Source organism: Streptomyces sp. NPDC016845 (assembly GCF_044332585.1).
Lineage (GTDB): Bacteria > Actinomycetota > Actinomycetes > Streptomycetales > Streptomycetaceae > Streptomyces.
Map to the genome: position 1 here is coordinate 168,809 of NZ_JBIRPI010000007.1, position 12,871 is coordinate 181,679.

Annotated in this window: 15 protein-coding genes; 11 read left to right on the forward strand and 4 right to left on the reverse strand. The window is 69.6% G+C overall.

Going from position 1 to position 12,871, the window contains the following annotated elements; all coding sequences use genetic code 11:
* The first annotated feature begins 220 nt into the window (after positions 1-220).
* Positions 221-913, forward strand: a complete 693-nt coding sequence (locus ACH4RC_RS20250) for an RDD family protein (RefSeq protein ID WP_398202601.1) — start codon at positions 221-223, stop codon at positions 911-913.
* 85 nt (positions 914-998) lie between these two features.
* Here the strand turns inward: ACH4RC_RS20250 and ACH4RC_RS20255 are convergent, their stop codons facing one another.
* Entirely contained in the window at positions 999-1,313 is a 315-nt protein-coding gene (locus ACH4RC_RS20255) for a hypothetical protein (protein WP_398202603.1), read from the reverse strand.
* A gap of 346 nt (positions 1,314-1,659) precedes the next feature.
* Here ACH4RC_RS20255 and ACH4RC_RS20260 point away from each other — a divergent pair, with 346 nt between their 5' ends.
* Positions 1,660-4,050 (forward strand): immune inhibitor A domain-containing protein, encoded by a 2,391-nt coding sequence (locus tag ACH4RC_RS20260; protein WP_398202606.1) that lies wholly within the window; start codon positions 1,660-1,662, stop codon positions 4,048-4,050.
* 122 nt (positions 4,051-4,172) lie between these two features.
* Positions 4,173-4,493 (forward strand): hypothetical protein, encoded by a 321-nt coding sequence (locus ACH4RC_RS20265; protein ID WP_398202942.1) that lies wholly within the window; start codon positions 4,173-4,175, stop codon positions 4,491-4,493.
* A gap of 30 nt (positions 4,494-4,523) precedes the next feature.
* Here the strand turns inward: ACH4RC_RS20265 and ACH4RC_RS20270 are convergent, their stop codons facing one another.
* Complete coding sequence (locus ACH4RC_RS20270) at positions 4,524-5,117, reverse strand: isochorismatase family protein (RefSeq protein ID WP_398202608.1); 594 nt, start codon at positions 5,115-5,117, stop codon at positions 4,524-4,526.
* Positions 5,118-5,209: 92 nt separating this feature from the next.
* Positions 5,210-6,538: a nicotinate phosphoribosyltransferase gene (locus ACH4RC_RS20275; RefSeq protein ID WP_398202610.1), complete on the reverse strand. Its 1,329-nt coding sequence runs from the start codon at positions 6,536-6,538 to the stop codon at positions 5,210-5,212.
* Between the two features lie 119 nt (positions 6,539-6,657).
* On the opposite strand from ACH4RC_RS20275, the gene clpS reads away from it, so the two are divergent.
* The 7 genes from clpS to ACH4RC_RS20310 all read left to right on the forward strand — a co-directional run bounded on the left by clpS (position 6,658) and on the right by ACH4RC_RS20310 (position 11,400).
* On the forward strand, positions 6,658-6,975 hold the full coding sequence (gene clpS, locus ACH4RC_RS20280; RefSeq protein WP_398202611.1) for an ATP-dependent Clp protease adapter ClpS: 318 nt from the start codon (positions 6,658-6,660) through the stop codon (positions 6,973-6,975).
* Complete coding sequence (locus tag ACH4RC_RS20285; RefSeq protein ID WP_398202614.1) at positions 6,976-7,587, forward strand: DUF2017 domain-containing protein; 612 nt, start codon at positions 6,976-6,978, stop codon at positions 7,585-7,587.
* Positions 7,588-7,919: 332 nt separating this feature from the next.
* Positions 7,920-9,356, forward strand: coding sequence for an amino acid permease (locus ACH4RC_RS20290; protein WP_398202617.1), 1,437 nt, complete (start codon positions 7,920-7,922; stop codon positions 9,354-9,356).
* Positions 9,357-9,432: 76 nt separating this feature from the next.
* The gene (locus tag ACH4RC_RS20295) at positions 9,433-9,870 is read left to right on the forward strand and encodes a Mov34/MPN/PAD-1 family protein (protein ID WP_398202619.1); all 438 of its coding nucleotides are present in this window, start codon (positions 9,433-9,435) and stop codon (positions 9,868-9,870) included.
* A gap of 90 nt (positions 9,871-9,960) precedes the next feature.
* A complete protein-coding gene (locus ACH4RC_RS20300; RefSeq protein ID WP_018531834.1) occupies positions 9,961-10,062 on the forward strand; it encodes a putative leader peptide in 102 nt (33 codons plus the stop codon).
* Positions 10,063-10,153: 91 nt separating this feature from the next.
* Complete coding sequence (locus ACH4RC_RS20305) at positions 10,154-10,432, forward strand: MoaD/ThiS family protein (RefSeq protein ID WP_398202622.1); 279 nt, start codon at positions 10,154-10,156, stop codon at positions 10,430-10,432.
* Between the two features lie 17 nt (positions 10,433-10,449).
* Complete coding sequence (locus tag ACH4RC_RS20310; protein ID WP_398202625.1) at positions 10,450-11,400, forward strand: PLP-dependent cysteine synthase family protein; 951 nt, start codon at positions 10,450-10,452, stop codon at positions 11,398-11,400.
* Positions 11,401-11,486: 86 nt separating this feature from the next.
* On the opposite strand, the gene ACH4RC_RS20315 is transcribed toward ACH4RC_RS20310, so the two are convergent.
* Positions 11,487-11,921 (reverse strand): type II toxin-antitoxin system PemK/MazF family toxin, encoded by a 435-nt coding sequence (locus ACH4RC_RS20315; protein ID WP_398202627.1) that lies wholly within the window; start codon positions 11,919-11,921, stop codon positions 11,487-11,489.
* Between the two features lie 197 nt (positions 11,922-12,118).
* On the opposite strand from ACH4RC_RS20315, the gene ACH4RC_RS20320 reads away from it, so the two are divergent.
* A complete protein-coding gene (locus ACH4RC_RS20320; RefSeq protein ID WP_398202630.1) occupies positions 12,119-12,871 on the forward strand; it encodes an MBL fold metallo-hydrolase in 753 nt (250 codons plus the stop codon).

A 12,871-nucleotide genomic window follows, 5' to 3' on the forward strand; every position in this document is an offset into this window, starting at 1 on the left:
CCCACCGGCCCGACCGGCCCACCGGCCCGACCGGACCACCGGCCCGACCGGCCCGACCGGACCACCGGCCCGAACCGGTCTCACCGGTCTCACCGGTCTCACCGGTCTCACCGGTCTCACCGGTCTCACCGGATCGACCATGGCCGAATAGCGCCGTCCGGGTCATCCGGACGGCGGCCCGCCGGGTGCGTGCACCCGGCGTTCGCGGTCCACTCGGGCCATGAGTAGTGAACCGCCGCCCAACGGATCCGGCCAGCCGCCGGACGACGACCCGTTCCGCAAGCCGCCCCCGGCCTCCCCGGGCGGCGGCTCCCCGTACGACTCTCCGCAGAACCCCTACGGTTCCGCGCCCCCGCCGGGCGGTGGCACCCCGCCCCCGTACGGCGGCGGCACACCCCCTCCGTACGGGGGCGATCCGTACGGCTCAGGGGGTGGTTACGGCGGCGCACAGGACCCGCTCGCCGGAATGCCGCCGCTCGCCGACAGCGGCAAACGCGTCCTGGCGCGCATCATCGACCTGATCCTCGTCGGGATCGTCGTGGGCCTGCTGTCGTGGGCGTTCGGCACGTCCGAGTACGAGACCGACCCGGACAAGATCCAGTACGGCAGGCAGTTCGGGCAGTCGCTGCTCGCGGCCGTCCTGTACATCGGCTACGACACGTTCATGATGGCGCGGACCGGTCAGACCCTGGGCAAGAAGCTGATGAAGCTGCGCGTGGCCAACCTCGACAACGGGGCGACGCCCAGCGCGCAGACGCACCTGATCCGCGCCGTCGTGCTCTGGATTCCGGCCGTCTTCTGCTGCGCCTGCATCTGGACCGCGATCTGCGGCGGCTGGAGCTTCTTCGACAAGCCCTACAAGCAGGGCCTGCACGACAAGGCCGCGAAGACGGTGGTGGTCAGCACCGCCTGACACTCAAGGCGCCAAAGGCGCCAAAGGCGTCAGAGGCGTCAAAGGCGTCAAAGGCGTCGTCCAGCGTTCTCGGCGGGCTCGTGGTTCACGGGCCCGCCGGTTCGCGTTCCCGTACGGACCGGGACGAGGTGTGCGCGCGGACCGGCTGGGCGATGCGCTGCGCGGGAACCCGCTCGGCCGACCCGGCCGACCCGGCCTGCCCGGCCTGCGCGGCAGCGGCGGCCGACGGCCTGCGTGACGGCACGGAGAGCGCGACCAGCAGACCCAGAGCGAGCGCCGACACGGCGATGACCGCGACGCCGGGGCCCGAACTCGTCCGGGACAGCAGCAGCATGGCGAGGGTGGAACAGATGACGGTGGCCGAACCATAGAGGAGCTGTGGGACAGTCGGGCGAGGCATGGCGGTATCCGTCCTCGTGACATCGGGGGAGCGCGAGCAAGACCGTCCGGTGGGTCTCACCGTCGGGCCCGACTCTAATCCGACGTGTGCCCGAGCGGAACCGCCAGTAAGCATGACCTAACCCACAGTATGGATGCATGGGGGGCGCACGGAATCATCCAGTCCGCCACGGCGGTTGTCCGGCGCATCGAGAGTATCTACGGGCTTGTCCGGATAACGGATCTGCCCCCCTGCATAGTGCAACGCAAACGTCATCGTCAAGGTCTGTTATTTCTCCTCTACCTCCGGTCAAATGGCGTCACTTGTGACACGTGGCCAGGGCGCCACGGAGGAGGAGATCACTCAAGTGACCACCAAGAGACGGGCTTTGAGAGCCGCCGCGGTGCTCGTCACCCTGGCCGCCACCGCGGCCACGGGTGCGGTCGCGGCGACGACGGCCCAGGCCGACACACCGGCCGCGACGAGCACCACCTCCGGCAAGACGTACGGGGGCAAGGGCCATGTCATGGACGGCCCGTTCACCAAGCAGCAGGAGCAGCAGCGCCAGACCGCGCTGCAGAACGTGCTGCAGGGCAGGTCGAAGGTCCAGGAGCGGTACGGCTCCAAGGTCGTCGACCTCGGCAAGGGCAAGTACGTCGAGCTGGGCCGCGAGCGCACGGACAAGATCTTCACGATCCTGACCGAGTTCGGCGACAAGGTCGACGACACCACTCTGGTGGACCGCGCGGACGACGACACCACGGATCTGAAGCCGAAGTACGGCGGCACGCCAGGACCGCTGCACAACCAGATAGCCGAGCCGGACCGTTCCGCGGACAACAGCACGGCCTGGCAGAAGGACTACAACTCGAAGCACTACCAGGACCTGTACTTCGGTTCCGGCAAGGGCGTCGACTCCCTCAAGACCTACTACGAGAAGACGTCGTCGGGCCGTTACTCGGTCGACGGCGAGGTCTCGGACTGGGTCAAGGTCCCGTGGAACGAGGCCCGTTACGGGTCCAACTACTGCGGCGCCGACAACTGCCCGAACGTCGAGGACCTGGTCCGTGACGGCATCACCGCGTGGGTCGAGCAGCAGAAGGCGGCCGGCAAGTCCGACGCCGACATCAAGACCGACCTCGCCCAGTACGACCAGTGGGACCGCACGGACCACGACAACGACGGCAACTTCAACGAGCCCGACGGCTACATCGACCACTTCCAGATCGTCCACGCGGGCGAGGACGGGTCGGCCGGCGGCGGCGCCCAGGGCGGCGACTCCCTGTGGGCGCACCGCGGTTACGCGTACAGCCGCGACGACGGCGACACCGGCCCCGAGGGCTTCAAGGCGGGCGGCACTCCGGTCGGTGACACCGGCATCTGGGTCGGCGACTACACGATGCAGCCGGAGAACGGCGGCCTCGGCGTCTTCGCCCACGAGTACGCCCACGACCTGGGCCTGCCCGACCTGTACGACACCTCGTACGCGGGTGAGAACTCGGTCGGTTTCTGGTCGCTGATGTCGGCCGGCTCCTGGCTCGGCACCGGCAAGGAGTCGATCGGTGACATGCCGGGCGACATGACCGCCTGGGACAAGCTCCAGCTCGGCTGGCTCAACTACGACACGGCGAAGGCGGCGACCAAGTCGACGCACAAGCTGGGCGTGGCGGAGTACAACACCAAGCTGAAGCAGGCGCTCGTCGTCGAGCTGCCGAAGAAGAACGTCACGACCGACATCGTGAAGCCCGCCGAGGGCTCCAAGCAGTGGTGGTCGGACTACGGCGACGACCTCGACAACACCCTGTCGCGCACGGTCGATCTGAGCGGCAGGTCGAAGGCGTCGCTCGAGCTCGACGGCTGGTGGAACATCGAGAAGGACTACGACTACCTGTACACGCAGGTCTCCACCGACGGCGGCGCGAGCTGGAAGTCGATCGACGGCACCGCCGACGGCGTCACGATCCCGCGCGACGGCGGCGACAAGCCGGCCCTCACCGGTGACTCGGCCAAGTTCCAGCACCTGGTCTTCCCGCTCGACGAGTTCGCGGGCACGAAGATCGACATCCGGTTCCGCTACAAGACCGACGGCGGCGCGGGCGGCATGGGCTTCACCGCCGACAACCTCGAGGTCGTGGCGGACGGTTCGGCCGTCTTCACCGACAACGCCGAGGGCGACGACAACGGCTGGACCGCGCGCGGCTTCTCCCGCGTCGGCGCCTCCATCAGCGGCGACTTCCCGCAGTTCTACATCGCCGAGAACCGCCAGTACGTGAGTTACGACAAGACCCTCAAGGTCGGCCCGTACAACTTCGGCTGGCGCGACGGCGGCGCGAAGAACGACTGGGTCGAGCACTACTCCTACCGGCCCGGCCTGATGATCTGGCAGTGGGACACCTCGCAGCGCAACAACAACGTCGGCCAGCACCCCGGCAAGGGGCTGATCCTTCCCGTCGACGCCCACGCGAAGCCGCTGAAGTGGTCCGACGGCAAGCTGATCACCAACAAGATCACGCCGTACGACGCCGCCTTCGGCTGGTACCCGGTGCCGGGTATGAAGCTCCACAAGCTGGGCGTCGAGACGAAGATCCCGGCCCAGCTCGGCAACCCGGTCTTCGACGACCACAAGGGCACCTACTGGTACAAGGAGAACCCGACCGGCAGCGTGCAGACAACTGACACCAACACCCGGATCTCGGTCGTGAGCCAGCCGCTCACCGGCTCGTCGATCACGGTCAAGGTCGGCCCCTCGACGAAGTAGCGAGCAAAGCCGCAGGTCAGAAACGTATCGGCCGCGACCCCCTGGCGGGTCGCGGCCGATCGTGTTTGAGTGCGTCCTGTGCGTTTCTTATTGACACCATGTCTCAGAGGGGTGTGACCGACGTGTCCGCAGGTGGGTTCTGCAAGTTGCCCGGAGGCAGCGTCGTGGTCGCTCTGACCCTGCCCGCGCCGGGCCCCGGCGAGCGCGCGGTCCGCGTCCTCGTGCACGCCGTGAACCGGCCCCGGGCCCTGACCCGCCTGCGCAACCTCGGCCTGCGCGCCGTCTACCTCCGGGGCAACGCGCACCCGCCGACCCCGGACGAGATCACCGCGGTCCTGCACCACCCGGACGGCCTGGTCTGGCGCGAGGCGCCGCTGGCGTCGACGGGCGAACTGTGGCACCCGATACGAACGCTGCTCAAAGTTAGCCCCTCCGGCGTTTGAGGAGCGGGGTCCGGGGCAGAGCCCCGTGTCCTAGGCGACAGCGGGCTTCCCGGTGAGTTCGATCCCGTTCAGGCGCATCTCCTCGATCGCCGCCTCGGTCGACTCGGCGGCGACCCCCGCGGTGAGGTCGAGCAGCACCTGCGTACGGAACCCCGCCTCGGCCGCGTCCAGCGCGGTCGCCCGCACACAGTGGTCCGTGGCGATCCCGACGACGTCCACCTCCGTGATGCCCCGGGCGCGCAGCCACACCGCTAGGGACACCCCGTTCTCGTCGGCGCCCTCGAAGCCGCTGTACGCCGCCTCGTACGCCCCCTTGTCGAAGACCGCGTCGACGGCCCCCGAGGCGACCGCGGGCGCGAAGTTCGGGTGGAAGCCGACGCCCTCGGTCCCGGCGACGCAGTGCGCGGGCCACGAGTGCCGGTAGTCCGGCGCCTCGGAGAAGTGGTCCCCGGGGTCGACATGGTGGTCCCGGGTGGCGACGACGTGCTGGTACCCGACGCCGCCGCCCGTCTGACCGATGAGATCGGTGACCGCGGCAGCGACGTCTGCACCCCCCGCCACCGCGAGGCTGCCGCCCTCGCAGAAATCGTTCTGCACGTCAACGACGATCAGGGCGCGGCGCATGGTCGGTGTCCTTCGGCTTGGAGACTAAGAGCGTAGGAGTTTCCGGTACGGAGCGGGAGGGGGCACCAGGGGCGCTCCGCCGCTCGCCCGGCTCACACGTACTCGGTGGGGATGACGGCCTCGCCCCGCGACAGCTGCGTCGCCGACAGCGGAAGGCCGTCGCGCGCGGCGATGTGCCGCTCGCGCACGGCGTCCAGCGGCTCCCGGGAGAGCACCTCGCCGCCCTTGACCAGCTGGACGAGGAGCTGCCGCTCGACAAGCTCGTCCGGCACCTCGCCGGTGCCGATGACCTCGGCCTCGGCGGCGCCGTCCCGGTCGAGGCGGCGCGCGGCCCACTTGCGGCCGCCGACGGACGTCTTGCCGCCCGCCGACTTCTTCGCGACGGGCAGCAGCGGCGCCTTCGGGTCGGCGGACCCGGCGCGCGCGACGAGCTTGTAGACCATGGAGCAGGTCGGGTGCCCCGAGCCCGTCACCAGCTGCGTACCGACGCCGTACGCGTCCACGGGCGCGGCCCGCAGCGAGGCGATGGCGTACTCGTCCAGGTCGGAGGTGACCACGATCTTGGTGTCCTTGGCGCCGAGCTCGTCGAGCTGCTGACGGACCCGGTGGGCGACGAGGAGCAGGTCGCCGGAGTCGATGCGGACGGCGCCGAGCTTCGGCCCCGCGGTCTCGACAGCCGTGCGGACCGCCTCGGCCACGTCGTAGGTGTCGACGAGCAGCGTCGTGCCCTCGCCGAGCGAGTCGACCTGGGCGCGGAAGGCGTCCCGCTCGGAGTCGTGCAGCAGGGTGAAGGCGTGCGCAGAGGTGCCGACGGTCGGGATGCCGTACCGGAACCCGGCCGCGAGGTCGGAGGTGGTGGCGAAGCCGCCGACGTACGCGGCGCGCGAGGCGGCGACGGCGGCCAGCTCGTGCGTGCGCCGGGCGCCCATCTCGATGAGCGGGCGGTCTCCGGCGGCCGAGGACATGCGGGAGGCCGCGGCGGCGATGGCCGAGTCGTGGTTGAGGATGGAGAGGATCACCGTCTCCAGGAGCACGCACTCGGCGAAGGAGCCCTCGACGCGCAGGATCGGCGAGCCGGGGAAGTAGACCTCGCCCTCGGGGTAGCCCCAGATGTCGCCGGAGAAACGGTACTGCGCGAGCCATTCGAGTGTCGGCTCGTCCACGACGCCCCGCTCGCGCAGGAAGCCGAGGACGCCCGCGTCGAAGCGGAAGTTCTCCACGGCGTCCAGGACGCGCCCGGTGCCCGCGACGACGCCGTAGCGGCGGCCCTCCGGGAGCCGGCGGGTGAAGACCTCGAAGACCGAGTGGCGGTCGGCCGCGCCCCCGTGCAGGGCGGCCTGGAGCATCGTCAGCTCGTAGTGATCGGTGAAGAGGGCTGTCGACGGAACGTCCACCGGCAGGCCAAGGTCCGCTGTGTTCATAGGCTGGATGCTACCCCCTGTTAGCGTCAAGGTGACGATTTCTGGGGTCCGTATGTGCGAACGCCCTCGCGACAGGCGCGAGCGGCCCGTTTGTGCGGTTGGCGCCCGGTGGTGGCAGCATGGGCCGTGTGACGGCTCCAGCACCCCTTGAGATCGAAAGCCCCGAGACGACGGAGGATGTCTCCGTGGTCCCCGAGCCGGACGTCCCCTGGATCACGCTGGTCCACAACGACCCGGTCAACCTCATGAGCTATGTGACGTACGTCTTCCAGAGCTACTTCGGCTACTCCAAGGAGAAGGCCACGAAGCTGATGATGGACGTGCACCACAAGGGGCGCGCGGTGGTCTCCACCGGCAGCCGCGAGGAGATGGAGCGGGACGTCCAGGCCATGCACGGCTATGGCCTGTGGGCCACGCTGCAACAGGATCGGAAGTAAATGCCCGGGCACTTCGAGCCGATCCCGGGCGGCGGCGCGGCCGTCGCCCTCGACGACGTCGAGATCTCCATCATCCGCTCGCTCGCCGTCCAGCTCCTCGAGCTGATCGGCCCCGGGCCCGGCGGTGAGCTCTCCGACGACCCGCTCGCCGAACTCTTCGCCGACGGCCCCACCGAGCCGCCCACCGACGCGGTCCTGCGCCGCCTCCTCCCGGACGCGTACGGCGGCCCGGCCGCCGAGGACTCCCTGAGCACCGCCGACGCGGACGAGCTGCGCGCCTACTCCTCGGAGTTCCGCCGCTTCACCGAGAACGACCTGCGGGCCGGCAAGCGCGAGGACGCCCTCGCGGTGGTCCGCTCCCTCGACTCGCTGGCCTCCTCCGCGGACGACGGCGGCGCGGTCCTCAAGCTGTCCCCGCAGGAGTCGGTCCAGTGGATGCGCGCCCTGAACGACCTGCGCCTGGCCATCGGCACCCGCCTCGACATCACCGACGAGGAGGACACCGACATCCTCTACCGGCTCCCCGACGAGGACGCGCGCAAGCCGATGGTGATGGCGTACCTGTGGCTCGGCGGACTCCAGGAGACCCTGGTCGACACGCTCCTGTCGTGAAAGCCGCGAAACTCCAGGTGTTCGCTCAGCGGTGTCTCAAATCCGCATAACGATCGCGTCACCGAGGCGACCCCCATTGCGGTTGCGAACGCCCTTTGTCCCCTTTTTCCAGTGGCCCGCGTCACAGGCGCCTGGCCCGTGCACCGTGAACGGCGTGATAAATCTTCACGACCGCCCGACGGACGCCACCCCTGTCCGCCGGGGGCGCCCTTACCGGCCGACCGCCGGTAGGCAACAGCTCCATCCATCCAGGAGGCCCGGCCTCCCAAGGATCGTCACAGTCGATCCGAGCCGCGCACGGCACGGATCGGCATGGAGAAAGGCGCACCATCATGACCTCAGTGCAGGTCGACAAGGACAACACCGGCAATGAGGCCGTGAGCGACCCGGCCGAGGGCGGCGAGGGCTACAAGCGGGGTCTCGGCTCCCGGCAGATCCAGATGATCGCCATCGGCGGCGCCATCGGCACCGGCCTCTTCCTCGGCGCGGGCAAGGGCATCTCCAAGGCGGGCCCCAGCCTGATCCTCGCGTACGCCATCGCGGGCCTCGTCATTTTCTTCATCATGCGGGCGCTCGGCGAGCTCCTCATGTACCGGCCCGTCTCCGGCTCGTTCTCGGAGTACGCGCGCGAGTTCATCGGCCCCTTCGCGGGCTTCGTCACCGGCTGGACCTACTGGCTCTTCTGGGTCATCACCGGCATGACCGAGGTGACCGCGGCCGCCACCTACATGACGTACTGGTGGGACATCCCCCAATGGGTGTCCGCCCTCGTCTTCACCGTCATCCTCTACGGCGCCAACCTGATCTCCGTGAAGCTCTTCGGCGAGCTGGAGTTCTGGTTCTCCATGGTCAAGGTCACCGCCATCGTCGGCATGATCCTGATCTGCGCCGGCATCCTCACCATCGGCTTCTCCGACGCCGGCGACACCGCCTCCGTCGCCCACCTGTGGGACCAGGGCGGCTTCTTCCCGCACGGCATCGGCAACACCCTCATGACCCTCCAGATGGTCATGTTCGCCTTCCTCGCCGTCGAGCTGGTCGGCGTCACCGCCGGTGAGTCCAAGGACCCGAAGAGGGTCCTGCCCAAGGCCATCAACACCGTGCCGTGGCGCATCGCCGTCTTCTACGTCGGCGCCCTGATCATGATCCTCTCGGTCGTGCCGTGGACCAACTTCCAGCCCGGCGTGAGCCCCTTCGTCGCCGCCTTCGAGAAGATGGGCCTGGCCGCGGGCGCGGGCATCGTCAACTTCGTCGTGCTGACCGCCGCCCTGTCGTCCTGCAACTCGGGCATGTACTCCACCGGCCGCATGCTGCGCGACCTCGCGCTCAACGGCCAGGGCCCGTCCTTCTTCACCAAGCTGACCAAGAACGGCCTGCCGCTCATCGGCACCTCCGTCTCCGCCGCGATGATGCTGGTCGGCGTCTGGATCAACTACCAGTGGCCCGGCGAGGCGTTCAACTACGTCGTCTCCTTCGCCACCATCTCCGGCATGTGGGCCTGGATCGTCATCCTGATCTGCCAGATCCGCTACCGCCTCAAGTCCGACCGCGGCGACCTGCCGAAGTCCGAGTTCCGCGCCCCGGGCGGCGTCTGGGCGAGCGGCTTCTCGCTCGCGTTCATCGCGATGGTCATCGTCATGATGGGCATCGACAAGGACGCCCGCGTCTCCCTGTACGCGGCCCCGGTCTGGGGCGTCATCCTCGGCGTCTCGTACTTCTTCCTGCGCAAGCGCAACCCGCAGGGCGCCGCGTTCGCCAAGCGGGCCTGACCGAGCCGGTCTCACCAGGTGGGCCGTCGCGTACCGGACTCCGGTACGCGACGGCCCACCTGCTTATCCTGGCCGCATGCTGACGATTTCGAAGGACCTGTTCGACCGGATCGTGGAACACGCCCGCGCCGACCACCCCGACGAGGCGTGCGGCGTCGTCGCGGGACCGGCCGGCCAAGGCCGCCCCGAGCGGTTCATCCCCATGCTGAACGCCGCCCGCTCGCCCACGTTCTACGAGTTCGACTCCGGCGACCTGCTCAAGCTCTACCGCGAGATGGACGACCGCGACGAGGAGCCGGTGATCGTCTACCACTCCCACACGGCCACCGAGGCGTACCCCTCGCGCACCGACATCACCTACGCCAACGAACCCGGCGCCCACTACGTCCTCGTCTCCACCGCCGACACCGACGGCGCGGGCCCCTTCCAGTTCCGCTCCTTCCGCATCGTCGAGGGCGAAGTGACGGAGGAGGACGTCAAGGTGACGGACGAAGACGCCGAGGCCACGGCGTAAAGCCGACCCCGTCCCGCCCTCCGGACGGAATCCGACCGCATGCTGAGATCACACTCGGGGAACCGGACCGGGAATCGTTACGATGAGCGCATGGTTTCCCACGACGTGAGCGAAAAGACGCCGGGCACGCTGCTCGTGGCGCGGCTGCACGTCGACCTGTGCCGCCTCGCCAGCGCCATCTGTCCGCGCTGAACCGCGACCCCTGTGTACGGCCGGCCCGCCGGTACCGGGCGCCCCCGCGCGCCCACCCACACGACTTCCGACTCCTGACAGGAGCACCAGCATGGCCATCGAGGTCCGCATCCCGACCATCCTCCGCACCTACACCGACGGCGCCAAGGCCGTCGAGGGCAGCGGGGACAACCTCGCCGAGCTGTTCGCCGACCTGGACACCCGGCACACCGGGATCGCCGCCCGCATCGTGGACGGGGGCCAGCTGCGCCGCTTCGTGAACGTCTACCTGAACGACGAGGACGTCCGCTTCCTCGACGGCATCGACACCAAGCTCACCGACGGCGACAACGTCACGATCCTGCCGGCCGTGGCCGGCGGCGCGCGCTGAGCCGGACGTAGCGACCTATGCGTTACGACAGTCCGCTGGCCGCGGTGGGCAACACCCCCCTGGTGCGCCTGCCGCGGCTCTCGCCCTCCGACTCCGTACGGATCTGGGCGAAGCTGGAAGACCGCAACCCCACCGGCTCGGTCAAGGACCGCCCCGCGCTCCACATGATCGAGCAGGCCGAGAAGGACGGGCGCCTCACGCCCGGCTGCACCATTCTCGAACCCACCTCGGGCAACACCGGCATCTCCCTCGCCATGGCCGCCCGCCTCAAGGGCTACCGCATCGTCTGCGTCATGCCGGAGAACACCTCCCAGGAGCGGCGCGACCTGCTCGCCATGTGGGGCGCCGAGATCATCCCCTCGCCCGCCGCGGGCGGCTCCAACACCGCCGTCCGCATCGCCAAGGAACTGGCCGGGACGCACCCCGACTGGGTGATGCTCTACCAGTACGGCAACCCGGACAACGCGGGCGCGCACTACGCCACGACCGGCCCCGAGATCCTCGCCGACCTCCCCTCGGTCACCCACTTCGTGGCGGGCCTCGGCACCACCGGCACCCTCATGGGCGTCGGCCGCTACCTGCGCGAGCAGAAGCCCGACATCAAGATCGTCGCGGCCGAGCCGCGCTACGACGACCTGGTCTACGGCCTGCGCAACCTCGACGAGGGCTTCGTCCCCGAGCTGTACGACGCCTCCGTCCTCACCACCCGCTTCTCGGTCGGCTCCGCCGACGCGGTCACCCGCACCCGGGAACTCCTCCAGCAGGAGGGCATCTTCGCGGGCGTCTCCACGGGCGCGGCGCTGCATGCCGCGATCGGCGTCGGCAAGAAGGCGATCAAGGCCGGCGAGTCGGCCGACATCGTGTTCGTGGTCGCCGACGGCGGCTGGAAGTACCTGTCGACGGGCGTCTACACGGCGGCGACGACGGAAGAGGCGATCGAGGTCCTGCACGGCCAGCTCTGGGCCTGATCAGCACCGACAACAGCCCCTCCGGCGATTGAGGAGCGGGGTCCGGGGCGGAGCCCCGTGACCTCGCCCCGGCCGGGCTGAGGGAGCTATCCCAGATGCCGCACCCGGCGCCAGAGCGCCGAGTCCACCACCCCGGCCCGCCGCCGGAAGTCCCGTACCGGAACATCCCGCAGCTCGTCCGTCTCCAGATAGCTGCGCCGCCCCCGCACGTCGTCGACCGTGCCGGGCGGTAGCGCGATCACCCCGGGCCGCTCCTCGTGATGCCGGCTGGTGATCTTCGCGACGAGCGCCGTGCGGCCCTGCAGGGACAGCACCAGGCAGGGCCGGTCCTTGCCGCCGGGCCCGTCCTCGTAGGGCACGAGCGCCCACCAGATCTCGCCCGGCCGGGGCCCGCCGGGCACCCCCGCGGACGTGGAGCGAAGTCGTCGCCGTCGCGAACCCCGGCCCCATCCGTCGACCAGCGTCGCGACCAGCGCGAGCAGCACGACGGCCGCGAGCGCGAGCCACCAGGACGTGTCCATGCTGATGACGGTACCGGTGGGACGCGCGAGGCCGTGCACCGGGCGAACGCCGCCCGAACCGGTGACAGCGCAGGTGAGTTCGCCCACAACGGCCCGCGACGGAGGAGCGACCCACCGTTTCGCGCCTTACGCTCGACGGACCCTCACTCCCGTTCCCCACCCGCTTTCCGACCGCCAGCGCGGAGGTTCCGGCTCTTATGAAGCTCACCGTCGTCGGCTGCTCGGGGTCGTTCCCGTCCGCGGATTCGGCCTGCTCGAGCTACCTCGTCGAGGCCGACGGCTACCGGCTGCTTCTCGACATGGGCAACGGCGCCCTTGGCGAGCTGCAGCGCCACTGTGGTCTCTACGACCTCGACGCCATCTTCCTCAGTCATCTCCACGCGGACCACTGCATCGACATGTGCGCGTACTTCGTCGTCCGCTACTACCGCCACGAGGGCGGCCGTTGCGACCCCATCCCGGTCTACGGTCCGGAGGGCACCGAGCACCGGCTGACCACCGCGCACGCCGACACGCCCTCGGCCTCCGCGTTCAGCGAGGTCTTCGACTTCCACACCGTGAAGCCGGGCTCGTACGAGATCGGGCCCTTCTCCGTACGGATGGAGAAGGTCTGTCACCCGGTGGAGTCGTACGCGATCCGCCTCGAGCACGGCGGGCGCTCCCTGACGTACTCGGGTGACACCGGGCCCTGCGCGGCGCTCGACGAACTGGCCGCGGACAGCGACCTGTTCCTGTGCGAGGCCGCGTTCACGCACGGCAAGGAGAACATCCCCGAGCTGCACCTCAACGGACGCGAGGCGGGCGAGTCGGCCCAGCGCTCCGGCGCCCGCAAGCTGGTCCTCACGCACATCCCCCCGTGGACGGACCCGCAGGTGAACCTCGCGGACGCGCGGGGCGTGTACGACGGGCCGGTGGAGCTGGCGGTGGCGGGGGCCACGTACGAAGTCTGA

What these genes read in the sequence shown, in the direction of transcription:
- clpS (WP_398202611.1), top strand. Translation starts at nt 6,658, where the DNA reads ATGGGCCGTGTGACGGCTCCAGCACCCCTTGAGATCGAAAGCCCCGAG.
- ACH4RC_RS20250 (WP_398202601.1), top strand. Translation starts at nt 221, where the DNA reads ATGAGTAGTGAACCGCCGCCCAACGGATCCGGCCAGCCGCCGGACGAC.
- ACH4RC_RS20290 (WP_398202617.1), top strand. Translation starts at nt 7,920, where the DNA reads ATGACCTCAGTGCAGGTCGACAAGGACAACACCGGCAATGAGGCCGTG.
- ACH4RC_RS20320 (WP_398202630.1), top strand. Translation starts at nt 12,119, where the DNA reads ATGAAGCTCACCGTCGTCGGCTGCTCGGGGTCGTTCCCGTCCGCGGAT.
- ACH4RC_RS20305 (WP_398202622.1), top strand. Translation starts at nt 10,154, where the DNA reads ATGGCCATCGAGGTCCGCATCCCGACCATCCTCCGCACCTACACCGAC.
- ACH4RC_RS20275 (WP_398202610.1), bottom strand. Translation starts at nt 6,538, where the DNA reads ATGAACACAGCGGACCTTGGCCTGCCGGTGGACGTTCCGTCGACAGCC.
- ACH4RC_RS20285 (WP_398202614.1), top strand. Translation starts at nt 6,976, where the DNA reads ATGCCCGGGCACTTCGAGCCGATCCCGGGCGGCGGCGCGGCCGTCGCC.
- ACH4RC_RS20295 (WP_398202619.1), top strand. Translation starts at nt 9,433, where the DNA reads ATGCTGACGATTTCGAAGGACCTGTTCGACCGGATCGTGGAACACGCC.
- ACH4RC_RS20255 (WP_398202603.1), bottom strand. Translation starts at nt 1,313, where the DNA reads ATGCCTCGCCCGACTGTCCCACAGCTCCTCTATGGTTCGGCCACCGTC.
- ACH4RC_RS20270 (WP_398202608.1), bottom strand. Translation starts at nt 5,117, where the DNA reads ATGCGCCGCGCCCTGATCGTCGTTGACGTGCAGAACGATTTCTGCGAG.
- ACH4RC_RS20300 (WP_018531834.1), top strand. Translation starts at nt 9,961, where the DNA reads ATGGTTTCCCACGACGTGAGCGAAAAGACGCCGGGCACGCTGCTCGTG.
- ACH4RC_RS20315 (WP_398202627.1), bottom strand. Translation starts at nt 11,921, where the DNA reads ATGGACACGTCCTGGTGGCTCGCGCTCGCGGCCGTCGTGCTGCTCGCG.
- ACH4RC_RS20310 (WP_398202625.1), top strand. Translation starts at nt 10,450, where the DNA reads ATGCGTTACGACAGTCCGCTGGCCGCGGTGGGCAACACCCCCCTGGTG.